Below are 19,052 nucleotides of genomic sequence, written 5' to 3' on the forward strand. Positions count from 1 at the left end.
GGTCCGCTGGTCGGACGGGTGGGGTGTCTACTCCTGGCACGGCACCCAAGTACCAGCCGACATGATCGACGGCGACTGGTCTGTCGAACGCATCATGGCCGAAACGAACACGGAGATTCGTCGGTGTGCCATCGAAAAATCCGGGTGGGACGCGATCCTGGCTGCGATGGGCGAGCAGCCAATCGACATCTGCGCTGACCCGGCCAAGCCTGAAAACCTGTACCAGTTGTACCGCGTGCCGGACAAGGTGAACCCCTACGGCCAGGCGGTGAATCTGTTGGTGATGACGAACGGTTCTCCAGACCGGTCAGGCACCGTCCGGCGCTACGGAGAGACGGTGCCAGCTCACATCACGTCCGCATTGTCTGCTGCCGCATGGCAATTCGGGGTTGATCCCACGGTGTACGCGACCGCGTCACGCCGAACCTAAGAGAAGAGGAAACACTAATGCCTGCAACTACTTTCGCCCAGGCCCTCGCCAAAATCGGTGCGAGCCTGCCCGACCATCTGATCGCTGACGCCGAGGTGCCTGTGCTCACTGGGGTTCAGTTTCAGGGCGACATCGGCATCATTCCAGCGGAAACCGACCCGTTCGCCGCTGAGCATGTGACGCTGTTGCCGGTGCCCGACAAGGGTATTCAGGCTGTGACCGGTGAAGCTACGGGAAACACTCATTGGTTGCATCGTGGGTTTGATTCGCCAGGTGTGTTGTTCGGTCGAGTCGCCCACGAGTTGGTCATCGGCGTGGTGTCGGTTCCCGTGGGCCAGACGGCGGAGCTGATTCACACCGATGAGCACGGGGCGAACGCGATGGGTCCGGGCCTGTATGTGCTGCGCGGCAAGCGTGAATTGGCTGACGAAATCCGCAGGGTCCAGGACTAACCGGCATCCCACCAAGTCAAAGCCGTTAGATCGGCCCTGCTCGGGGGCGTAATCCCCGGGCAGGGCCACGACAAGAGAAAGAGTTCACATGTCAGACAGCATTCTACCCGACGGTTTTTATGAGTTGAAGGTTTCCGGTACCGATAGCCGTATGTGGATCGGCCCCGACACCCTCGCTGAGCCGATGGTTGTCTATGCCTACCCGGTTGGTTCCGATGTATTCAAGGCGCATTTCACGGACGGGTCGGGCGAGGCGAACGGGCCGCGCGTGGAGTTCCTGACGGCCGCACAGTTGGAGTCGCGGGCGGTCACTCATTGCCGCGAACTGGCCGGGGTGAACGCATGAGTGGACAGACTGGTATCGAGTGGACTGACGCGACTTGGAATCCGGTGACTGGTTGTACCGAGGTCAGCCCCGGCTGTGATCACTGCTATGCCAAGACTTTTGCCGAACGGTGGCGTGGCACGGAGGGGCACTATTTCGAGCGCGGGTTCGACGTGCAGCTACGTCCCGACAAGCTCACTTTGCCGCTCACGTGGCGAAAGCCGAAGCGCATCTTCGTCAACTCGATGTCAGACCTGTTCCACGACCAGGTGCCCGACGACTTCATCGCGCAGGTGTTCGCGGTCATGACGGTCGCTCATCGGCACACGTTCCAGGTACTGACGAAGCGTCACGGCCGGATGCGCTCGCTGCTGAATAGTGGTGCGTTCCAGACGGCGGCGGCTGAGCACATGCTGTCCATGACCGACCCTGACGAGGTTAAGGACGCAGGTGATCCGTTCCCTCTGCCGAATGTCTGGCTCGGCGTCAGCACCGAGAATCAGCAGTGGGCCGACATCCGCATCCCTGCACTGTTGGACACACCGGCGGCGGTCCGATTCATCAGCGCCGAACCACTTCTCGGACCGATCTACTTGCCATTCAAGTGGACGACCGGACAACCTCGCATCGACTGGGTGATTGCAGGCGGCGAGTCTGGGCGCGGCGCACGACCCATACACCCCGATTGGCCACGCGTTCTCCGTGACATCTGCACCTCTGCAGGCATGCCGTTCCTGTTCAAACAGTGGGGCGAGTTCAGGCCGGCGCCTAGTTATGTGCCGAGGCCGTCTCCCGCTTGGCAACGCGACTTCGAGAAGTGGGGCATGTCTCGCGTCGGCAAGAAGGCTGCCGGCCGTGAGCTCGACGGTCGCACCTGGGACGAATACCCGGCGGTGGCGTCATGACCGCCACCACGAATCGTCTTCTCGCGTGTATCGCCACCAGTGCCGTCCTGGCTGCTGGTTCGTCTGCCCCTGCTCGTGCTGAGACGGTGTTTGTTCCCGGTACCGGTGGCACGAAACCTCATGCGGCGGCGACGATCGGTTTGGGTTGGTTGGATGGCGGCCGTTACGGTACAGACCCGGCGTTGTGCTTGTGTGACAGCTCGCAGTATCCGGCGTTGCTTGGTCCTGGTGTGGGTGATAAGTCTCTTGCGACTGGCCGTGATTCGTTGGTGGAGTTCCTGGTTGCGCATCCTGAGGTTGATCAGGTTACGGGTGGTTCTCAGGGCAGCATGGTGATTTACCGGGCGCTGTCGGATCCGAGGTTGGCTGGCCGTCACTTGTCCGTGCGGCTCTACTCCAACCCGGATACGCCGGGTGCTGGTGGCACTGCTCGGTTCCCCGGCCAGCAGATTCCGACGACGGGTGTCACGGGCGGCACACCTGTTCAGCCGACGGATCCGAACTTCGACATCACCAGCATCTCGCACGAGTGGGACCCGGTTGCGTACTTCCCGAAATACGCATGGACATGGGCATTTACGCTCCCGGCTGCTGCTGTCGGGTTCATCACCTACCACGGTGCGACTGGTGGCCCGTATGGCGCGATGGGCATCAACTATGACGGTGCCGAGGTCACACACTCCGGCAACCTGACTGTCATCAAGTTGCGTGACCCGTTCACCCCGTATGGGCAACTCGCGGTCATCGCAGCCACGATGGTCGCCGGTCCGCAAGCTGGGCATGTTGTCGGAACGTTGATCAAACCGCTCGATGACATTGCTGCCGGGGTGTTGAAGTTCGGCGGGCAAGACGTACCGGGTGCTGCAACGTTCGCCCCGACACCACAGGTTGCAGCCAAACAGGTTCAGGGGCTGGTGGATTCGTTCGGTAAGGCAGCCAAGGATTTCGCTGCGATACCTCAGCGTCTTGCTGCTGGTCCGGTGAAGTCGCCGAAGCCGACAGCTGTCCCGGCGATCAAACCGACCCTCGTGCCGGTCACCGCGACCAAACCCAAACCCCGCAAACCATCCGCGAATCCCATCCACGACACCATCAAAACGGTTCAGGGTGCGCTCAAACAGTTCACGCCGAAACCCAAAGCCAAGCAACAGAAATCGGAGGGGGAGAAGTGAGCGTCATCCACTGGGGCGGCCACAAGTGCTATCCCCAATCATATAGCACCGTCACAAAAGGCGCGATCTACAAATGCCACTGCAACAGGCTTTGGGTCTACTCCTGGGCTGGCGACTGGACGCCATTGCGTTGGTGGCACTTTCGCGCAAAGGCCATGCTCCGCGGAATCAACGAGGACGAATCGTGATCGATCCCCGTTTGATCTCCGTCGCCGATCAACTCGCAGCCCTCGACCGGATGACCGAAACCGAGAAGGCCACCACACTCGCCGCAATCCACCAGTCCCACACACCCGAACACACACCCGAGGTACACGCATGAGAACCCTGACCGCCATCGCCGCACTCACCGGCACACTCATGATCCCGGTCGTCGGGTTCTTCAACATCCCTGCCGCGCACGCTGATTCACTGACGGCGAAGGAGTCCGCGTACGTGATCGCCTACGGTGCCAGCTCCATCTGCCCGTCCATCACGGAGCATCACACGATTCAGGGTGTGGTGTCGGTGGTGAAGGGCGTGATGGAGGACGACTTCACAGCATCCCAGGCGGTCGACATCGTCAATGCGTCCGTCGCCAAGTACTGCGCATCGAACTGGCCCCTGTTGCAGCAGACGGGGGAGTACTTCCGCAACCAGGCACAAGGACAACGAGTATGAGCAAGAAACCGTTCAAGATTCCTGCCAATGCGGATGTCTACATGCAGCCGTTCGACAGCTCAATCCTCGTTGACATCTACCTCGACGGCTACACAACCGGTGTCGCGTCGCTGGCCCTGTCGGTGACCGGCGATACGGCGAAAGCTGACGAAGCTGCGGACCACTACGCCAAAGCGATCATGTCCGATCCGATCGCGATGGAGGTTGTGCGCCAAGAGGTTATGGAACGGCTCAAGGGCATCGCTGGACATCCGCGAACCTTGCACGTACAGGCGGCCAACAAATGAGCAACCACCCCTACCCTCGTCGCCGCGATTCCGAGCACATCGGCCAGTACGAATACAACGGCACCCACTGCATCCGCTGCCACAAGTTCTGGTTGTTCGCGCACCCATACAGCGACTACACCGTCATCACCCGCGTATGCCCACTATGCGTCGGAGTCCTGTTCCCAGTGATGCCAACCAAGGTCGCATCATGAACGACATCAGAGGCACCTACCAGCCCGCACACATCAGCGTCTCATTCACCCGCCTCGCACCCATCCACGACCAGGCGTGGCGCGAGAACGCTTCCTGCCGAGGGAAAAACGTCAACAACTGGTACCCACAAGCAACACCCGGAACCGGCTACGAAGAACGCCAACGGTCACTGGAAGCTGGCGCGAAACTGGTCTGCCGCGACTGCCCAGTTCGGGTCCAATGCCTCCATCACGCCATCACCACGGGGGAGCGTTACGGAATCCACGGCGGCCTGAACTACGACGAGCGGCGCGCACTCAAGCGGCGGGCAATCGCATGACCCTGCAGTCCATCCCGCCGCCACCCTGCCTGTGCCAGCACGGAGCCGTGAACCACTACCCCGACACCCGCCGTTGCGCATGGGAATGGTGCGCCTGCGACCAATACCGCCCCGACAAACACAACTACCCAACCGGAATTTTGGTGACCTCGTAATGAACCACCCCACCCTTGGTCGATGCATCGTTGAACTCGACGACACCAGAACGAAACTCGTCGACTTCATTGAGACCGGCATCCCCAATGAAGCCCAAGTCGCGCGCATCAAGTCGGCGTTCAACCACATCAATCAAGCCATCCTCGACATCCCGCACGTGCAGGTACCCAATGCCTGACACCTGGGAGCGCACCGAATCCCGCATGGCCCGTGACGCCGACTATGACTCCTACCGAAACCACGACTACGAAGACGACGCACGAGAAGCCACCAGAGACGAACGGAGACAACACACATGGTGACGAACGAGAACGATGATGTCGACGCGGCCCGGAATGAAATCTCGCAAACCATGGTCGATGAAATCGTCACCGGAATCCGCGACTACTGCTCCGCTCGCCCGAACCCGCTGCTGTCGCCCGAGCGGCACTTCTTCCGGGAGGTTGGCTGTGGCCTTCACGCCATGAAGTACGACGACCTGCTGACGTTGTGCGCCGCCGCGATCACCCGAATTGCATTCGAGGACAACAAATGACGCTGCACACTTTCCCGGCCATCGAACAACGCAGCGACGAATGGTACGACCAGCGTCGCGGCCTGGTCACGGCGTCGGTTGTGGGATCACTACTTTCGATCGGTCGGCGAACTGCGATCGACTATGACTGCCCGAAGTGCGGCGCGACAGCGACGAACGACTGCCGCAGCCTGCGGGACCCAAGCAAGACGGTCCAGTCGCTGCATCCCGAGCGCACCGCGTACGCCAAGAGCCAACCGTCGCCGCTGATCATCGAACCAGCCAGCAACGACACATCGCGCGACCTGACGGCGCTCCTCGCAGCCGAACGGATCAGTGGTATCACCGAGGAGACATCCACCACCAACGACATGTGGCGGGGCATCGAGTGCGAACCGCTTGCCCGTGACAAGTACTCCGAATGCTTTGCGCCAGTGACGCAAACGGGATTTATGGTTCGCGACGATTGGGGTTTTCGTCTGGGGTATTCGCCGGATGGCCTGGTGGGCGATGACGGGCTGTGTGAGATCAAGTCACCGCGCGCAAAGAATCACGTGAAAACGGTTCTCTCCGACGGTGTCCCGATGGAGTACATGCCCCAGTTACAGGCAGGGCTACTCGTGTCCGGCCGTGAATGGATCGATTTCGTGTCTTTCAGTGCAGGGATGCGGATGTGGCGGAAACGTGTTTACCGCCAACCGAAGTGGTTCGAAGCTATCGTCGCCGCCGTCCGCCTGTTCGAGGACAACGCCGCCGAGATGATGCGGCTTTACGACGAGGCAACCGATGGGCTGCCGATGACCGAACGCCGCGTCGAACTGGAGATCATCTGATGGACATATCAGAGACTTTGGTGGCCAAGTCTGATCAGCTCAACGCCGTCGACCTCCTCACCGGCCCAAGGACTGTGACTGTCGACCACGTTGACGTGAAGAAGAGCGATCAACAACCAGTCGCCATTCACCTGGTCGAGTTCCCCGGCCGCCCATTCAAGCCGTGCGCGACCGTACGCAGACAGATCGCCAACGCATGGGGTCCGCAGTCAGATACCTACGTGGGCAGGCGATTAACCCTGTTCAATGATCCGACCGTCAAATGGGCGGGGCAGGAGATTGGCGGCATACGGGTCAGTCACGCCTCGCATATCGACAAGCCCAACAAGCTGACCCTCCAGATTGCGCGCGGTGTGCACAAGACGCTCGTTATCGAGCCACTTCCCAACGCACCTACCCCCGCAACTCTGCCTCCGATCACTGATGACGATGCCCTCGATTTCGCCCGTGCGATCAGTGAGGCCGCAACGGTCGCCGAGTTGAACAAGATCAGCGCCGAGTTGAAGACGCGCGACCTTGGCACCCACCGCACCCAGTTGCAGACAGCGTGGACCGGGCGCAACAACGAACTGAAGGGGACAGTGGCATGAGCGACAGCGACAAGCAGCGTGGCCTGTACGGCAAGTATCGCGTCGAGCGCGTCGTCGGCAAGGAGAAGGGTCCGTACTTCGTCCTGGCGTACACCAGCGACCCGCACGCGGCAGTTGCGTTGCGTGCCTACGCCGACTCGTGTGAGGCCGACTACCCACAGTTGGCGGCAGACCTCCGAAACGCTCTGGATGGAAACTCATGAGCGGAGACGTCGTAGCCAGAGTGAAAGACGCGCTCGCGGTGTGCATTTGCGTAGGGGACAACGACGACCCGGAGATGCTGATTCGGCTCAATGACGTCAGCGAGTTGGTCGCAATCCTGGAATCAGTCGATGCGTTGGCAACTAGATGGGAGAACGCGACCAACCTGACTGACGGGCAGCCGAACATCGTCGCTCGCGCCTTCGCCGATGATCTACGCCGCGCATTGGGGGCATCCGAATGACCAGGCGAGAGAAGGTTCGGGATTACGTGCTCGCGTTCCTGATCTCCTTATTGATTGGCCTGCTGATGATTTCGCCAATCATTATTTGGTCCCTTGGGGCTTTCGGGTCCCCGTAATGAATCTCTCTCATCCCGACAGCCCCGACGTCATCCAGGCCCTCGAAACCCGCTGCCGTCACTGCGGAGTCCGAATCATCTACCTCGAGCACATCGCCCAGTGGTGGCACATCACCGGCCAAAACATCACCCACGCATACCGAGGCTGCCGAGACGCACAGGGCAACCTCATCGGCGACCACCTAGCAGAACCCGAGGAGAAATCGTGAACGCGACAGAAGACGGCGAACCTTTGGGCGAGGCACCGGAATTGCCGGGTCGCGGACACAAGGTGTACATCACTGAACCGCCCCGGGTTTGATGCACACCGGTTTTATTGGTGTGCAGCCTCTGATTGGGCTGTCGCTGCAGCGTAGTAGATGGTCTCGTATTCGATCGGCGGGATGCGTCCGAGACGGTGCATGAGCCGGTCAGTGTTGTACCAGTGCACCCAGTCGGCGGTGAGCAGTTCCACGTCGGTGAGCCTGTTCAGTGGCCCTCGCCGAAACGGTGAGTCATCACGGACAGCTTCGGTCTTGTACAGGCCGATGGTGGTCTCGGCCAAGGCGTTGTCGAAGGCATCGCCGACGGATCCGATCGACGGCAACAGCCCGGAGAACAACAGCGTTTCACCAAACCGCACCGATGTGTACTGCGAACCTGCATCGGAGTGATGAATAGTGTTGCCCGACAATGGGTTACCTTCACGGCGCCGGAGTTCAGCGGCGTGCCGGATCGCCTGGCGCACGAACAGATCTGCCTTGCTGGTCGAGCAGGTCCAGCCCACGATCCGCCCGGCGTACGCGTCGATGGCGAATGCGGTGTAGACGAACACCCCGGTGGCCAGCGGCACGTAGGTGAAATCAGCCACCAACAGCATGTTGGGGGCGGGGACTCGGAATTGGCGGTCCACCAGATCCGGGGCACGCCCGGCGGCCGGATCGGCGATGGTGGTGCGGACCTTCTTGCGCCGGCGCACGCCCTGCCAGCCGTTGGCGCGCATCAAGCGTTCCACTGTGCAGCGGGCTACCGTGATGCCGTGGCGCTGCAGGTGCGCCCACATCTTGACCGCGCCGTACAACGACTCGGGCTTGCGGCGACCGTGCTCATCGGGCTCGTAGTAGCCGGCCAGCACCTCGGTGATGACGGTGTCCCACAAGGCCCGCGCCGACGGCGGTCGAGCCAGCCAGGCGTAGAAGGTTCTCGGGGCGATCTGGCAGCCATGCTCAGAGAGCACGCGGCAGATCGAAGCGACCCCGAACCGAGCACGATGCTCGGCGATGAACCCGCAAATCAGCGGCGTCGCGGGTCGCTCTCCCGCGCGAAGAAACTTGTTGCCGCCTTGAGGATTTCGATAGTTTCCTCAAGCTCACGATTCTTGCGTTTGAGCTCCCGTAACGCCCGTGCGGTATCGGACGGGACACCCTCGCGGACCCCAGTATCGACCTCGCCCTGGTTGACCCACCGGCGCAGCGATTCGTAGGACACCCCCAACCGCTTGGCCACCGCGGTGATGCAGGCCGTACGGGTGTCGTACTCCTCGGCATGGTCACCGACCAACCGCACCGCCCGGGCCTTGAACTCCTCGTCGTACTTCTTCGGCATGATGCGAACTACCTTCCCTCGAAAGAAGGTGTGCATCAAACCCGGGGTGATTCATACATCACTGGACCAATGACTGGGTTGCCCGAGTTCAACTACCCAGCATTCCACGCGAAGGCCGCCGAGCTGCGAGCGCAGGGATTTGAGGTCTACAACCCAGCCGAAAACGACAGTGGCAGTTCAGGAAAGCCCTGGGAGTTCTACATGAGACTCGCGCTCAAACAACTCCTCGAATGCGACGAAATCCACCTGCTACCCGGGTGGCATAACAGTCGCGGCGCACGCATCGAGAAGAAGCTAGCCGAAGAACTGGGCATGACGATCCACGGTGCGCTCCAGTGAACGATCCCTACTACCAGGACGATTCGGTCACGCTGTACCACGGCGACTGCCTCGACATCCTCACCGAGCTGCCAGACGAGAGCATCGACGCGGTAGTCACAGACCCGCCGTATGGCATCCGGTTCATGGGCAAGGCGTGGGACGGCGCGGACATCGAGGAGCGCACGCTGCGAGGCCGCGAGGTATGCCCCATGCCTGCTGGTGTTGGTGGGCCGCAAGGTGGCTACAGATCACGTGCCGCCGAGGCTGGGCGCTACGACTTGTCCGCCAATGCCGCGTTCGGGGTGTGGTGTGCCGCTTGGGCTTCGGAGTGCTTGCGCGTGCTCAAGCCTGGTGGTCATCTACTGAGCTTCGGCGGGTCGCGCACCTGGCACCGACTCGCGGCCGCGGTCGAGGACGCCGGGTTCGAGATTCGCGACAGTATCGCCTGGCTGTATGGCAGCGGATTCCCGAAATCGCTCGACGTCTCCAAGGCGATCGATAAGGCCGCAGGTGCGGAACGCGAAGTGCTCGAGACGATCCCGGACAGATGGGCAGGCAAGGGCAACGTTCTTCAGCGCAGTCAGCAGGCAGAGAACGAATCCGTCGACATCACCGCCCCGGCCACCGATGCCGCCCGACAGTGGTCTGGCTGGGGTACCGCGCTCAAGCCGTCATTCGAGCCGATCGTCGTCGGCCGGAAACCGTTGGCCGGCACCGTGGCCACGAACGTCCTGGAGCACGGCACCGGCGCGCTGAACATCGACGCCTGCCGCGTAGGTGACGAGGTGCGGATCAATCCGCCGGGGTCGACCAATCCGCGTGTGGCCATGGGCGCCGGCTGGCGTACCGATGCACAGCCGCGCGAGGCCACGGGTCGATGGCCCGCCAACGTCGTGCTCGACGGCAACATGGCCGACGCGCTCGATGAGCAGAGTGGTGGTCACGATGACAGCGCAGGAGCGTCCAGGTTCTTCCCGTGTTTCCGATACCAGGCCAAGGCACCGACCAAGGACCGGCCTTCTGTGGACGGTGTCGAGCATCCGACCGTGAAGCCTCTGGAACTGATGCGGTGGCTGGTGCGACTCGTCACGCCGCCCGGTGGGCTGGTGCTGGATCCGTTCGCCGGGTCGGGCACCACCGCGGAGGCCTGCATCCACGAGCACATGCGCTGCATCACCATCGAGCGCGAAGCCGACTACCTACCACTGATCGTCGCCCGACTCACCAAACCCATCGAAGTCGGATTCAACTTTGGAGACGTGTCCGCATGAACGATCCCTACCCGCGCACCCACCCCAACATCATCGCCACCGGAATGACCATGGCCCGATGCACACGATGCCACCACCAATGGCTATTCGACCACAAACCCGACCGACTCGAAGCAACCAGCAAATGGTGCCCAGACTGCATACCACTCGTACTGCCGGTGTTGTCACTCAAGGCCACCGCATGACTCTCTGGCCGGCGTCTGAAACCCCTGCGCGTTGTGCTGCGGCTGGTCATCCCGGCGTCACGCATTCGCCCTTCTTGGACGCGACTTGGTGCCTATGCGGTGCCGTCATCCACAAAGGCCGCCCCACCACCGTCGACCAACACATCACATGCTGCGGCGGGCAACTCGACAGATTCAAGGAGGGCGACTAGTGGCCGTATCGAAACGCCTGAGATTCGAAGTCCTGCGCCGAGACAACCACACCTGCCGATACTGCGGACGTAGCGCGCCTGAGGTGAAGTTGACGGTCGATCATGTCGTCCCGGTAACGCTAGGCGGCGGTGATGATCCATCGAATCTCGTTGCCGCGTGCGCTGATTGCAACTCGGGCAAGTCATCTGTTCCGCCCGATGCCGTATTGGTTGCCGATGTGTCGCAGGACGCATTGCGCTGGTCGCGCGCCATGGAGCAAGTTTCAGCCATCCGACAGGCAGATCGCGACGAGCGCACGAAGATCAAACTCTGGTTCATCGGCGTATGGAATGCCTGGACGAATTGGCGCGACGAGACGTTCGATCTGCCCGATGACGCGCTCGACTCGCTAGTCCGGTTCGCCGCATCAGGACTGGAGCGCGAGGACATGGAAGAGCTCGTGCGAGTTGCGATGCGTAGCCAATCGCCAAACAAATGGCGGTACTTCTGCGGCTGCTGCTGGAACCGAATCCACGAAAACGTCGACATGGCCGCCGAAATTCTTCAGTCGGAGGAGAAATAGATGGCCCGTGATCACGCCCGCATTCATCTAGATATCTGGGGCGATGACGACTGGATGGACCTCCCTGTCGACGCTCAGATGCTCTACTTCACCCTCTACACCAGTGAGGGTCGCACACTCTGTGGCTCGCACGAGTGGAGCCCGAAACGGTTGGCGCAGCGTGCCGGCGATTGGACAGTCGGCCGGATTGAAGCCGCCGCCGAGGTGCTGTCTCGAGACCTGTTCCTGATCATCGACGCCGACACTGACGAGTGCCTACTGCGGTCATGGATCAAGCACGACGGACTGTGGCGGACCCCGAACATGGCCGTCTCCGTGGCCAACGCGCGTGGCAGTTTGGCGTCCAAAGTGCTGCGCGGCGTGATTGTTTATGAGGTCCAGAAGCTGCGATCCGCTGACCCGAAATCGACATCCTGGCAAAAGCCAGCGGTGCAGTCGATGCTCAATCAAAAGGCGATCGACCCGGCTGAACTGGAGCCGTTTAAGGGTGCTTCTAACAGTGGCTCTAAGGGTGGCCGTAACGGTGCCTCTAACCCTTGGCCTAACGGTGGCTCCAACGGTGCCGTTAACGAAAACCCAACCCATGGGGTTAACGGTGCCGCTAACGGTGGCCCTACTAACGCTATCCCTATCGCTAACGCTACGTCTCCTAACGGAGACGAAGACTTCGCCGCCGACGACGAGCCCGCGCACATCGACAACCCAGCCAAGCCCGCCAAGCGGCGCCCGTCATCCGGAGCTCAAACCGTCGTCCGCCAAGTACTCGGCAACAGCTATCCGCGAACAACCGTCGACCGCCTCGCCGTCCAGGTTGAAATCCTCACCCGCGAAGAGCACCCCGACGCGCTGATCCGCCAAGCGCTCACCGAGTGGGACCAACGCGCCGACTGCACGAGACCCGAGTTCCTGCCAACCGTCCTCGGCGACCTCGTCAAGCGATCCCGTGCCAGACCCGATGCCGGCGGCCTCAACGCAGGTGAATCCAAAGTCGCCGGCTGGGCAGCACTCGGCCAACCCCAGAACACCCCGAACCTGAAAGTGATCAACGAATGACCAACCACATCGACACCGCCGCCCAAGCCCTCGCCAAGTGCGCTGCCTACGACCCGTGGTTCCCGCAGCCGAATCGCGCGACTGTTGCGGCGTGGGCTGAGCAGATCGCTCACTGGAATCTCGAGCTGCCCGACGTGCTGGCTGGGGTCGCGAAGATGTACGCCGACAACGGGTCTGGCTTTCGTCCGCTGCCGAAGGATTTGTCCGACGCGGCACGAGCGATTCGCCGTGACCGCTGCGAGCGTGAGACGGCGGCCGAACGTGAAGCGCGCGAAGACCGCCGTGACGCCGCACTCGAGCATCGCAACTACGCCCGGATGCAACAGATCACGCGTGGATTCGGGAAGGCGATCGATGCCTGACCGGTACGGCGACGACGACCGCCGTGGTTACCGACCGCCCGGAGCCAAGCTCGACATAGGTGGCCTGCCCGTCTGTGACTCCACGCATCCGCAGTGCTGTGCAGACCTCGAGCGCTACCGAAAGGCGCACGGCGACCGCGAAGCCCGCAAAACGAACGCCCAGAAGCCTCAGAACGGCCCGTCAGGCACCACCACACCAACAACCACCCGTTAGCCCCCAGGAGACGCTATGAGCCCCGAAAAACCCACACCCCAGCACGACGACGAAGCCACGCTCGTCGAGATCATCCGCAGATCGCTCGCAGACTGCACCCTGACCGAGCCCGACGCGTGGGGCATCGCTGCCGAGAAACTGGCTGCTGACATCGCGCTGGCCGGATTCGAGATCGGCCAGCACGACCCACTCGATGCCGCCTTGGACCTGGTCGGTCGGCGCACAGACATCGTCGCCGTCCAACTACCCGAACCGCTCCGGGAACGCATCTGGCCCATCGTCATCGGCGGCGAAACTGAAACCGTCTGGCTGAACCCCGCCGCGAATGAAGACCTGATCGTGGTGAGTGGCACGTGCACGCTCGACGCCACCGAGGCACGCAACCTTGCCGCCGCCCTCCTTGCCGCTGCTGCACGTGTTGACGCCGCCGAGGGTGAGGCGAAATGAACGAGCAACCCGACGCCCGCCCAGCAGCATTCCTCGCATCCTGGGACCTCATCAAACGGGCCAACCAGACACTCGAAGAATCGAACATCGTGTCGGCCACGGTCGCTGGACTACTGCTGCGAATGGCGGACACTTACGCACGGCTGGCAAGTGTGCCTGAATCCGTGGGTCAAGAAGCGGCACAACGGATTATTGAACAGGAAGTCGCGGACGCCAACACTGAAGCTGCTGCCGAGTTCTTCCGGAAGGACGAGGCGAAATGAGCAAGCAGCGCATCGACATTTTCGACCTCCAAACTGCATACGACCCGACCAAGCAGTACTTGGCGGTGATCACCAAGAGGGACGCGGTACAGGCGGCATTGAAGTCCGCAGTGGTCGTGCTTGAAGAACTGGACCGCATCTATCAGATCGAGTCCGAACTGCATCAGATCGAGCTACACGAGGAGCGCATAGCTGAAGCGCGATCTCGTATCACATTGCTAGAGAACGGCACAAACGGAGGCCCGCGATGACTGCTGATTCCCTCACCTCGTGGCGCAACCGACGCAGATACCACCGAAGCGCGTGGGGTCGGCGATGAACCGTCACCAGCTCCTCGCCTGTGCCAGCGCCGAAATGCAGACCGCGCTCAAAACCTACACACACGACGACCTACCACGCACAGTCACCGACACCGCCTCAATCGACGTGCTCAGTGCGTTGCGGGAAGGGTTGCGCATCAGCACCATTCACCAGTTGGATGCGCTACCACCCGGCGTGCTGATTCGGTCGGCTGTGGTCGGGTCTGTCGGACGCTTCTACGAGAAGTTCCCCAACGGCTGGTACGAACCCGGCTGCACAAACCCATTTCCGCACCACATGCGAACCACCCTGCTCGACGCGCTACTGCTTTGGCACCCGACGTGGGCAACGAAAGGCATGAAATGAGCTTCCAGGCCAAGTACCCCGTTCAATGCGCGGCCTGTGATGAACGTATCCACGAAGGCAACTGGGTCCGCTACGAAGACGACTTCCTGGTCCACGACGATTGCCCAGAACCCGTGAATCACGATGCGCCACAACGCAACGAACGCAAATGTACACACTGTTTCACCATCCACGCAGGAGAGTGCATCTGATGAGAATTGTTGGCCTGCAAGAGCTACTGACACTGCCCAACGGCACACTGTTCGCCGAACTGCGCGAGCCTTGGGTATTCGGCGAACTCTATCTAAAAGGCGACAACCTAGGCGGCGCAAATAATGACTTCTGGTCGAAGTCGCTCGCATGGCCAGACGCTGACGAATCAGGAATGGCGTTCTCCCGACTGGATGCAATGCTGGTCGATCCAACTGTCAGCTACCCGGCCGACGAAGGCTACACGCGCGGCGAATACCTAGGCGAAACCCGCGACTACAAGTTCCTCGTCTACGAACCCGCCGACACCGCAGCACTCATCGAACTACTCAAGGAAGCGCTATGAGTCGTGGTCGTCACCGCCTGTTCGACGCCAAACGCCGCAATAAGCCTCACATCAAGATGAGCGGACAGCACCTCGTCATGGACTTCCGATTCATCGACAACCCAGAACTCGGACGATGGGAATTCCTACTGGTTCTCGGAGGCGAATGATGGACACACGCGAAGGCGAATCATTCACCGCTAGTGCGGATTGCCCATCGTGTGGACACCTGGCAGTGCACTGGATCGATTCGCCACGACTGCGGCCCGAGGTGGAAACCCCACTCCAGCAAGGGCTGAGGGTAATCAACGAGTCGATGTGGGCAATGTCTCTGTATTCACCAGGCCCATACGTGCCGAGGCACTACTACGACAAGGATGGCAACACCGTCATTCGGGTGTGCGTCAAATGTGGATACCGATGGGGCCAGCGATGAAAGCTGACCGTGACTGGATGATCAACGCAGCCTGCCGAGAACACCCACCAGACGACTGGTTCCCACACACCAAAGACAAGCACGGACAACGGCACGCAACCCGCATCTGTCAAACCTGCCCCGTACGAGCCGAATGCGCCAACTACGCCCAACAAACCGGAGCCACCCACGGCATCTGGGCAGGCCAATACCGCAACGTCAAAACCACCAAACCCGGCATCGAACACGGCACCGAAGCAGGCGCACGAGCACACCAACGACGCGGCGAAAAACCCTGCGACAGATGCCTTACCGCAGTCTGGGAAGCCAAAAAACGACGACTAGGAGCAAGATGACAACGCCCAACGAGACTTGCCCGCACTGCACACACACACATGGGCCGGCCACACACCCGACCACAACAACCCTCAAGCGGGCCGCTGCGTCGAATGCGGATGCAGATGGCGCAACCCAGCCGACATCCCACCACCACCCGAACCACCAAACCCACTCATTGTCAACATCGCCAATGCCATTTGGGGAGAGCTCCAAGCGCAAGCCGAGTCCGACCCGTTCGGCGCTTGCGTAGACCGTGAGAACAGCTTCGTCGACGGCGAAATCGACATGACAGCCGTCGCAAAAGCCGTCGCAACCATCTTCATTGACGACCAAGACGACTGCACCTCATGCCACAGCCCCTGCGCAATCAGCGAATGGGCCGAACCGATCAACGGAGCTGCCGAATGACACAGCCAGCCACCGACACCCCGACCGAAGAACGCATGAAACCCCGGCACCTACGTCGCACCCTCTACTGGCTCGCACTCGACTACCTCCACATCGCCGAAAACATGCCCATGCCGGCCACCGGCCGCGGTCAACGCACCAGCAACACCAAGGAATACGGTCACCCCGCCGAATGGGCATCCGTGAAGGCCGCCGAGATCGCAGACGACCTCACCAGCTGGCACGACTTCCTCGCCGAAGAACGCGCCGAACGGCAACCCCGCCGGAAGCGCATGGGCCGCAACGACGACGGCGACGACATCTGGACATGGGCCGACAACCAAAAATCCCGCGTAGTCGCCGCCTGGAAGTACCTCGAGCCCCGCTGCGAACAACTCGTCGACCTCGTGCCAAAAGAAGCCCTCGAAGAACTCCCATCGCTGCACAACAGCATCCGCAGAGCCCTCGGCCAGCACGCACCGAAATACACGCTCCCCGTGCCATGCCCGAACGACGAATGCGGCCTCCGCACCCTGATCCGCGTCCAGGGCATCGGCCAAGACTTCATCACCTGCGACTCGTGCGGCTACACCATCAAGGAAGTCCACTACCCGTTCATGATTCGCATGATTCTCGACACGCTGATCGGCAGCGCTAGGTGACCGTGGACTGTACGGGTACAGTGAAAGCAGCGCTACCCGTATGTCCAGAACCCCGGCCCGCATCAGCGGTCACCGGGGTTCACTCATGTGCAGGGGGAATGTTGGCCGGATCAGCAGTGCTCACGCCGGAAGGCATAGACAGCCAAATCACCGCAACCGAGGCAGCGGCCTTATGTGGTGTCGCTCTGTGCACGATCACCAAATGGGCACGGCAGCAACGCATCACCCCCGTAGGCATGGACGGGCGTGGACGCAAGCTCTACCGTCTCCTCGACGTCGCCAAAGCTGAGCGCGCCACCCGGGACAAAGCCCGCAGGTAGCAGTGCCCGACATCGAGGTCCAGATCACGACCTTGGTGCGCATCGCACTCCACAAGCTGCGAGAAGCACGCCAAGACGGCAACCCGATCCTCATTCACGCCGCCCAGCAGCGATGCGACGCGCTGTGCGACAAACTGCCACGCTCCTCCACAGCCCAGGAGAACACCCCGTGAACGTCGACGACCTCGCCGAACAAGCAGCCCCACACCTCGCCACGCTCGTCTACCCAGGCGACAACGACACACCAGCATTCCCGCTGAACGTCCCCGTCTTCCAGCCACACACACTCCCCGAAGGCATGGCAGACGCCGAAGCCGAAGAACTCGGCCTCCCCACCAACAACTTCGGCATCCTGTTTCTCAAAGCCCTGTTCCACACGCTGACTACGCAACTCGGCGTGACGATGGTTGATGCAGCTGAGTTGGCTGACGAGCGTGCAGAACTCGCGGCCCTACGCGCTACAGCAACACTCAAGCTAAACCAGCCGATCGAAATGTTCACCAAAGAAGATGACGAGAAGATCGCCCGACTCACGGTCAGCGGCTACGACTTCGCCAAACTTCACATCACCCGAGACCAGCTCCGGGCGCTCGCCACGGTGGCACAAAAGCGGGCGAACTAGTGGCGCACATCGAGATCAAGGTCGACGGCAACGAGTTGTGGAGTGGTGACGTCACCGACTGGACCCCACCACCCACACCACCACGCATCACCGGCCCCATCAAAGCCGCCGACATGCCACCATCCATCCGAGGCGTGCTAGCCAAAGCAATGTGCAAAGCCATCGAACAAGCCACCGGCTTCAAGGTCGACGTGCGGACATGAGCAACGGCGTACGGCACATCGACATCACCACGGAAGCACCCTGATGCCATCGAACGGCAGCACATCGGCCCGCGGATACGACGAACGCCACAAGCAAGCACGCCGCGACCTCGAACCCGTTGTCGCCACAGGAACCGTCAGATGCCCACGCTGCGGACGACTCATCGCACCTGATGAACCTTGGGACCTCGGACACACAGACGACCGCACAGGCCACACAGGGGCAGAGCACGCCACCTGCAACCGTGTCGCCGGCGGCCGACGACCCAAGCCCAACCAGGCACGCCGCACACCCGGACCCCACCCAGGCCTGCTGCCACCACGCTCTGCATAACCGCAGGTCAAAGGGATGGCCAACACATAAGCGCAGGTCAGACCCCTGGCCACCACCCCTCCCCGGCCCCTGACCCCCCGACCCTTTGGCCCTGTCGCTCGGGGTTCGCCTAGGTCTGGAACTTTTCGGGCACCGCCCATTCACCTCTGACGAGCCGTTATGGCGAACCGAGAGGAGCAGCCGATATGGCTATTCGCAATCACGAAGGGTTGATCTGATGGGCGGCCAAGGTCCGCGCCCCAAGGATGCGTCGAGGCTAGCGGGTCACGGTGCCGCGAAGGCACGCGAGGCCGGGATGCGGGTCTACACCGCGGAATCGGTTGCGCAGCCTGAGTTGCCGACGTTCGACGTTCAGATTGAGGTCGACGGCCGGATCATCTCGCAGGAATTCGTGTGGCCGCCGGCTACTCGACGTTGGTGGGAGACGTGGGGTTCTGAGCCGATGGCGAAGGACTTCACGGCGACCGACTGGGATTTTCTGCTGGATACGGCGCTGATTCATGCGAAGGTGTGGGGCCGCGGTGCCTTGAACTTGTTGCCGGAGTTGCGGCTTCGGGTGGCGAAGATGGGTGCGACCGGTGAGGACCGAGCTCGCCTGCGAATCACCTATGCGCAGGCGGATGAGGCGGATGAGCGTCGCAGTTCGCCGGCTTCGTCGGCTCGTAGTCGGCGGGGTCCACTCAAGGCGGTGTAGGGCACTGTGCCCTGGAAGCCTTCTGAGCCTGGCGAAGTTCCGA

General features: G+C 61.6%; 37 protein-coding genes. 35 read left to right on the forward strand and 2 right to left on the reverse strand.

Annotated elements, in window-relative coordinates; genetic code table 11:
* The 10 genes from A7G45_RS00005 to A7G45_RS00050 form a co-directional block, all read left to right on the forward strand.
* Window positions 1–430 (forward strand): DUF6745 domain-containing protein (locus tag A7G45_RS00005; RefSeq protein ID WP_407667524.1); only part of this gene is annotated, 430 nt, incomplete at its 5' end.
* A gap of 17 nt (window positions 431–447) precedes the next feature.
* Complete coding sequence (locus A7G45_RS00010) at window positions 448–882, forward strand: DUF8820 family protein (protein ID WP_260931972.1); 435 nt, start codon at window positions 448–450, stop codon at window positions 880–882.
* A gap of 88 nt (window positions 883–970) precedes the next feature.
* Window positions 971–1,228: a hypothetical protein gene (locus A7G45_RS00015; protein WP_260931974.1), complete on the forward strand. Its 258-nt coding sequence runs from the start codon at window positions 971–973 to the stop codon at window positions 1,226–1,228.
* Complete coding sequence (locus A7G45_RS00020) at window positions 1,225–2,112, forward strand: DUF5131 family protein (RefSeq protein ID WP_260931976.1); 888 nt, start codon at window positions 1,225–1,227, stop codon at window positions 2,110–2,112. The genes A7G45_RS00015 and A7G45_RS00020 overlap by 4 nt, the downstream gene beginning before the upstream one ends.
* Window positions 2,109–3,284 (forward strand): PE-PPE domain-containing protein, encoded by a 1,176-nt coding sequence (locus A7G45_RS00025; protein ID WP_260931979.1) that lies wholly within the window; start codon window positions 2,109–2,111, stop codon window positions 3,282–3,284. Before A7G45_RS00020 ends, A7G45_RS00025 begins: the two co-directional genes overlap by 4 nt.
* Before the next feature lie 184 nt (window positions 3,285–3,468).
* Window positions 3,469–3,606: a hypothetical protein gene (locus A7G45_RS00030; protein ID WP_260931981.1), complete on the forward strand. Its 138-nt coding sequence runs from the start codon at window positions 3,469–3,471 to the stop codon at window positions 3,604–3,606.
* Window positions 3,603–3,944: a hypothetical protein gene (locus A7G45_RS00035; RefSeq protein ID WP_260931984.1), complete on the forward strand. Its 342-nt coding sequence runs from the start codon at window positions 3,603–3,605 to the stop codon at window positions 3,942–3,944. Before A7G45_RS00030 ends, A7G45_RS00035 begins: the two co-directional genes overlap by 4 nt.
* Entirely contained in the window at window positions 3,941–4,231 is a 291-nt protein-coding gene (locus A7G45_RS00040; protein WP_260931987.1) for a hypothetical protein, read from the forward strand. Before A7G45_RS00035 ends, A7G45_RS00040 begins: the two co-directional genes overlap by 4 nt.
* Window positions 4,228–4,425: a hypothetical protein gene (locus A7G45_RS00045; protein ID WP_260931990.1), complete on the forward strand. Its 198-nt coding sequence runs from the start codon at window positions 4,228–4,230 to the stop codon at window positions 4,423–4,425. The genes A7G45_RS00040 and A7G45_RS00045 overlap by 4 nt, the downstream gene beginning before the upstream one ends.
* Window positions 4,422–4,745, forward strand: coding sequence for a WhiB family transcriptional regulator (locus A7G45_RS00050; RefSeq protein WP_260931993.1), 324 nt, complete (start codon window positions 4,422–4,424; stop codon window positions 4,743–4,745). Before A7G45_RS00045 ends, A7G45_RS00050 begins: the two co-directional genes overlap by 4 nt.
* Before the next feature lie 124 nt (window positions 4,746–4,869).
* On the opposite strand, the gene A7G45_RS00055 is transcribed toward A7G45_RS00050, so the two are convergent.
* Window positions 4,870–5,058 (reverse strand): hypothetical protein, encoded by a 189-nt coding sequence (locus A7G45_RS00055; protein ID WP_260931996.1) that lies wholly within the window; start codon window positions 5,056–5,058, stop codon window positions 4,870–4,872.
* A 138-nt stretch (window positions 5,059–5,196) separates the two neighbouring features.
* Between A7G45_RS00055 and A7G45_RS00060 the strand changes: the two genes are divergently transcribed.
* From A7G45_RS00060 to A7G45_RS00085, 6 genes are all read left to right on the forward strand, one after another.
* Window positions 5,197–5,436 carry a hypothetical protein gene (locus tag A7G45_RS00060; RefSeq protein WP_260931998.1) on the forward strand — a complete coding sequence of 80 codons (240 nt, stop codon included), beginning with the start codon at window positions 5,197–5,199 and terminating at the stop codon, window positions 5,434–5,436.
* Window positions 5,433–6,248 (forward strand): lambda exonuclease family protein, encoded by an 816-nt coding sequence (locus A7G45_RS00065; RefSeq protein ID WP_260932001.1) that lies wholly within the window; start codon window positions 5,433–5,435, stop codon window positions 6,246–6,248. Before A7G45_RS00060 ends, A7G45_RS00065 begins: the two co-directional genes overlap by 4 nt.
* Before the next feature lie 20 nt (window positions 6,249–6,268).
* Window positions 6,269–6,838: a hypothetical protein gene (locus A7G45_RS00070; RefSeq protein WP_260932003.1), complete on the forward strand. Its 570-nt coding sequence runs from the start codon at window positions 6,269–6,271 to the stop codon at window positions 6,836–6,838.
* Entirely contained in the window at window positions 6,835–7,041 is a 207-nt protein-coding gene (locus A7G45_RS00075) for a hypothetical protein (RefSeq protein WP_260932019.1), read from the forward strand. Before A7G45_RS00070 ends, A7G45_RS00075 begins: the two co-directional genes overlap by 4 nt.
* Window positions 7,038–7,283: a hypothetical protein gene (locus tag A7G45_RS00080; protein ID WP_260932022.1), complete on the forward strand. Its 246-nt coding sequence runs from the start codon at window positions 7,038–7,040 to the stop codon at window positions 7,281–7,283. Before A7G45_RS00075 ends, A7G45_RS00080 begins: the two co-directional genes overlap by 4 nt.
* Window positions 7,284–7,398: 115 nt before the next feature.
* Complete coding sequence (locus A7G45_RS00085; RefSeq protein WP_260932025.1) at window positions 7,399–7,608, forward strand: hypothetical protein; 210 nt, start codon at window positions 7,399–7,401, stop codon at window positions 7,606–7,608.
* A gap of 104 nt (window positions 7,609–7,712) precedes the next feature.
* Here the strand turns inward: A7G45_RS00085 and A7G45_RS00090 are convergent.
* Window positions 7,713–8,983 (reverse strand): IS3 family transposase gene (locus tag A7G45_RS00090; RefSeq protein ID WP_260932028.1). Its coding sequence is split into 2 segments (ribosomal slippage): window positions 7,713–8,710 and window positions 8,710–8,983, totalling 1,272 coding nucleotides; the frame shifts between segments, so codons are not numbered across the junction.
* Here A7G45_RS00090 and A7G45_RS00095 point away from each other — a divergent pair.
* From A7G45_RS00095 to A7G45_RS00175, 19 genes are all read left to right on the forward strand, one after another.
* Window positions 8,924–9,322, forward strand: a complete 399-nt coding sequence (locus A7G45_RS00095; RefSeq protein ID WP_260932029.1) for a DUF4406 domain-containing protein — start codon at window positions 8,924–8,926, stop codon at window positions 9,320–9,322. The two genes, A7G45_RS00090 and A7G45_RS00095, sit on opposite strands and share 60 nt — an antisense overlap.
* Window positions 9,319–10,575: a DNA-methyltransferase gene (locus tag A7G45_RS00100; RefSeq protein ID WP_260932032.1), complete on the forward strand. Its 1,257-nt coding sequence runs from the start codon at window positions 9,319–9,321 to the stop codon at window positions 10,573–10,575. The genes A7G45_RS00095 and A7G45_RS00100 overlap by 4 nt, the downstream gene beginning before the upstream one ends.
* 333 nt (window positions 10,576–10,908) lie before the next feature.
* Entirely contained in the window at window positions 10,909–11,514 is a 606-nt protein-coding gene (locus A7G45_RS00105) for an HNH endonuclease (RefSeq protein WP_260932035.1), read from the forward strand.
* Window positions 11,515–12,567 carry a hypothetical protein gene (locus A7G45_RS00110; protein WP_260932038.1) on the forward strand — a complete coding sequence of 351 codons (1,053 nt, stop codon included), beginning with the start codon at window positions 11,515–11,517 and terminating at the stop codon, window positions 12,565–12,567.
* Entirely contained in the window at window positions 12,564–12,929 is a 366-nt protein-coding gene (locus tag A7G45_RS00115; protein ID WP_260932041.1) for a hypothetical protein, read from the forward strand. Before A7G45_RS00110 ends, A7G45_RS00115 begins: the two co-directional genes overlap by 4 nt.
* Window positions 12,922–13,143, forward strand: coding sequence for a hypothetical protein (locus A7G45_RS00120; RefSeq protein ID WP_260932044.1), 222 nt, complete (start codon window positions 12,922–12,924; stop codon window positions 13,141–13,143). The genes A7G45_RS00115 and A7G45_RS00120 overlap by 8 nt, the downstream gene beginning before the upstream one ends.
* 15 nt (window positions 13,144–13,158) lie before the next feature.
* Entirely contained in the window at window positions 13,159–13,590 is a 432-nt protein-coding gene (locus tag A7G45_RS00125) for a hypothetical protein (protein WP_260932047.1), read from the forward strand.
* Window positions 13,587–13,853 carry a hypothetical protein gene (locus A7G45_RS00130; RefSeq protein WP_260932050.1) on the forward strand — a complete coding sequence of 89 codons (267 nt, stop codon included), beginning with the start codon at window positions 13,587–13,589 and terminating at the stop codon, window positions 13,851–13,853. Before A7G45_RS00125 ends, A7G45_RS00130 begins: the two co-directional genes overlap by 4 nt.
* Window positions 13,850–14,104, forward strand: a complete 255-nt coding sequence (locus A7G45_RS00135; protein WP_260932051.1) for a hypothetical protein — start codon at window positions 13,850–13,852, stop codon at window positions 14,102–14,104. Before A7G45_RS00130 ends, A7G45_RS00135 begins: the two co-directional genes overlap by 4 nt.
* A gap of 19 nt (window positions 14,105–14,123) precedes the next feature.
* Window positions 14,124–14,519: a hypothetical protein gene (locus tag A7G45_RS00140; protein WP_260932054.1), complete on the forward strand. Its 396-nt coding sequence runs from the start codon at window positions 14,124–14,126 to the stop codon at window positions 14,517–14,519.
* Between the two features lie 190 nt (window positions 14,520–14,709).
* On the forward strand, window positions 14,710–15,054 hold the full coding sequence (locus A7G45_RS00145; protein WP_260932057.1) for a hypothetical protein: 345 nt from the start codon (window positions 14,710–14,712) through the stop codon (window positions 15,052–15,054).
* Entirely contained in the window at window positions 15,051–15,203 is a 153-nt protein-coding gene (locus tag A7G45_RS00150) for a hypothetical protein (protein WP_260932060.1), read from the forward strand. Before A7G45_RS00145 ends, A7G45_RS00150 begins: the two co-directional genes overlap by 4 nt.
* Before the next feature lie 283 nt (window positions 15,204–15,486).
* Complete coding sequence (locus tag A7G45_RS32640) at window positions 15,487–15,804, forward strand: WhiB family transcriptional regulator (RefSeq protein WP_407667525.1); 318 nt, start codon at window positions 15,487–15,489, stop codon at window positions 15,802–15,804.
* A gap of 16 nt (window positions 15,805–15,820) precedes the next feature.
* Entirely contained in the window at window positions 15,821–16,195 is a 375-nt protein-coding gene (locus A7G45_RS32840; protein ID WP_456094101.1) for a DUF7374 family protein, read from the forward strand.
* Window positions 16,192–16,836 (forward strand): hypothetical protein, encoded by a 645-nt coding sequence (locus A7G45_RS00155; protein ID WP_260932062.1) that lies wholly within the window; start codon window positions 16,192–16,194, stop codon window positions 16,834–16,836. Before A7G45_RS32840 ends, A7G45_RS00155 begins: the two co-directional genes overlap by 4 nt.
* Before the next feature lie 322 nt (window positions 16,837–17,158).
* A complete protein-coding gene (locus A7G45_RS00160) occupies window positions 17,159–17,329 on the forward strand; it encodes a hypothetical protein (protein ID WP_260932065.1) in 171 nt (56 codons plus the stop codon).
* Entirely contained in the window at window positions 17,326–17,778 is a 453-nt protein-coding gene (locus A7G45_RS00165) for a hypothetical protein (RefSeq protein ID WP_260932069.1), read from the forward strand. Before A7G45_RS00160 ends, A7G45_RS00165 begins: the two co-directional genes overlap by 4 nt.
* The gene (locus A7G45_RS00170) at window positions 17,778–17,981 is read left to right on the forward strand and encodes a hypothetical protein (RefSeq protein ID WP_260932072.1); all 204 of its coding nucleotides are present in this window, start codon (window positions 17,778–17,780) and stop codon (window positions 17,979–17,981) included. The genes A7G45_RS00165 and A7G45_RS00170 overlap by 1 nt, the downstream gene beginning before the upstream one ends.
* A gap of 551 nt (window positions 17,982–18,532) precedes the next feature.
* Window positions 18,533–19,009, forward strand: coding sequence for a phage terminase small subunit (locus tag A7G45_RS00175; protein ID WP_260932075.1), 477 nt, complete (start codon window positions 18,533–18,535; stop codon window positions 19,007–19,009).
* The last annotated feature ends 43 nt before the right edge of the window (window positions 19,010–19,052 follow it).

This window comes from Mycolicibacterium llatzerense (assembly GCF_025331195.1).
Lineage (GTDB): Bacteria > Actinomycetota > Actinomycetes > Mycobacteriales > Mycobacteriaceae > Mycobacterium > Mycobacterium llatzerense.

Bases quoted from the DNA above. Each gene is read 5' to 3' on its own strand.
- A7G45_RS00010 (WP_260931972.1), top strand. From the start codon at position 448: ATGCCTGCAACTACTTTCGCCCAGGCCCTCGCCAAAATCGGTGCGAGC.
- A7G45_RS00015 (WP_260931974.1), top strand. From the start codon at position 971: ATGTCAGACAGCATTCTACCCGACGGTTTTTATGAGTTGAAGGTTTCC.
- A7G45_RS00020 (WP_260931976.1), top strand. From the start codon at position 1,225: ATGAGTGGACAGACTGGTATCGAGTGGACTGACGCGACTTGGAATCCG.
- A7G45_RS00025 (WP_260931979.1), top strand. From the start codon at position 2,109: ATGACCGCCACCACGAATCGTCTTCTCGCGTGTATCGCCACCAGTGCC.
- A7G45_RS00035 (WP_260931984.1), top strand. From the start codon at position 3,603: ATGAGAACCCTGACCGCCATCGCCGCACTCACCGGCACACTCATGATC.
- A7G45_RS00040 (WP_260931987.1), top strand. From the start codon at position 3,941: ATGAGCAAGAAACCGTTCAAGATTCCTGCCAATGCGGATGTCTACATG.
- A7G45_RS00045 (WP_260931990.1), top strand. From the start codon at position 4,228: ATGAGCAACCACCCCTACCCTCGTCGCCGCGATTCCGAGCACATCGGC.
- A7G45_RS00050 (WP_260931993.1), top strand. From the start codon at position 4,422: ATGAACGACATCAGAGGCACCTACCAGCCCGCACACATCAGCGTCTCA.
- A7G45_RS00060 (WP_260931998.1), top strand. From the start codon at position 5,197: ATGGTGACGAACGAGAACGATGATGTCGACGCGGCCCGGAATGAAATC.
- A7G45_RS00065 (WP_260932001.1), top strand. From the start codon at position 5,433: ATGACGCTGCACACTTTCCCGGCCATCGAACAACGCAGCGACGAATGG.
- A7G45_RS00075 (WP_260932019.1), top strand. From the start codon at position 6,835: ATGAGCGACAGCGACAAGCAGCGTGGCCTGTACGGCAAGTATCGCGTC.
- A7G45_RS00080 (WP_260932022.1), top strand. From the start codon at position 7,038: ATGAGCGGAGACGTCGTAGCCAGAGTGAAAGACGCGCTCGCGGTGTGC.
- A7G45_RS00085 (WP_260932025.1), top strand. From the start codon at position 7,399: ATGAATCTCTCTCATCCCGACAGCCCCGACGTCATCCAGGCCCTCGAA.
- A7G45_RS00095 (WP_260932029.1), top strand. From the start codon at position 8,924: ATGGTCACCGACCAACCGCACCGCCCGGGCCTTGAACTCCTCGTCGTA.
- A7G45_RS00105 (WP_260932035.1), top strand. From the start codon at position 10,909: ATGCTGCGGCGGGCAACTCGACAGATTCAAGGAGGGCGACTAGTGGCC.
- A7G45_RS00110 (WP_260932038.1), top strand. From the start codon at position 11,515: ATGGCCCGTGATCACGCCCGCATTCATCTAGATATCTGGGGCGATGAC.
- A7G45_RS00115 (WP_260932041.1), top strand. From the start codon at position 12,564: ATGACCAACCACATCGACACCGCCGCCCAAGCCCTCGCCAAGTGCGCT.
- A7G45_RS00120 (WP_260932044.1), top strand. From the start codon at position 12,922: ATGCCTGACCGGTACGGCGACGACGACCGCCGTGGTTACCGACCGCCC.
- A7G45_RS00125 (WP_260932047.1), top strand. From the start codon at position 13,159: ATGAGCCCCGAAAAACCCACACCCCAGCACGACGACGAAGCCACGCTC.
- A7G45_RS00130 (WP_260932050.1), top strand. From the start codon at position 13,587: ATGAACGAGCAACCCGACGCCCGCCCAGCAGCATTCCTCGCATCCTGG.
- A7G45_RS00135 (WP_260932051.1), top strand. From the start codon at position 13,850: ATGAGCAAGCAGCGCATCGACATTTTCGACCTCCAAACTGCATACGAC.
- A7G45_RS00145 (WP_260932057.1), top strand. From the start codon at position 14,710: ATGAGAATTGTTGGCCTGCAAGAGCTACTGACACTGCCCAACGGCACA.
- A7G45_RS00150 (WP_260932060.1), top strand. From the start codon at position 15,051: ATGAGTCGTGGTCGTCACCGCCTGTTCGACGCCAAACGCCGCAATAAG.
- A7G45_RS32640 (WP_407667525.1), top strand. From the start codon at position 15,487: ATGATCAACGCAGCCTGCCGAGAACACCCACCAGACGACTGGTTCCCA.
- A7G45_RS00155 (WP_260932062.1), top strand. From the start codon at position 16,192: ATGACACAGCCAGCCACCGACACCCCGACCGAAGAACGCATGAAACCC.
- A7G45_RS00175 (WP_260932075.1), top strand. From the start codon at position 18,533: ATGGGCGGCCAAGGTCCGCGCCCCAAGGATGCGTCGAGGCTAGCGGGT.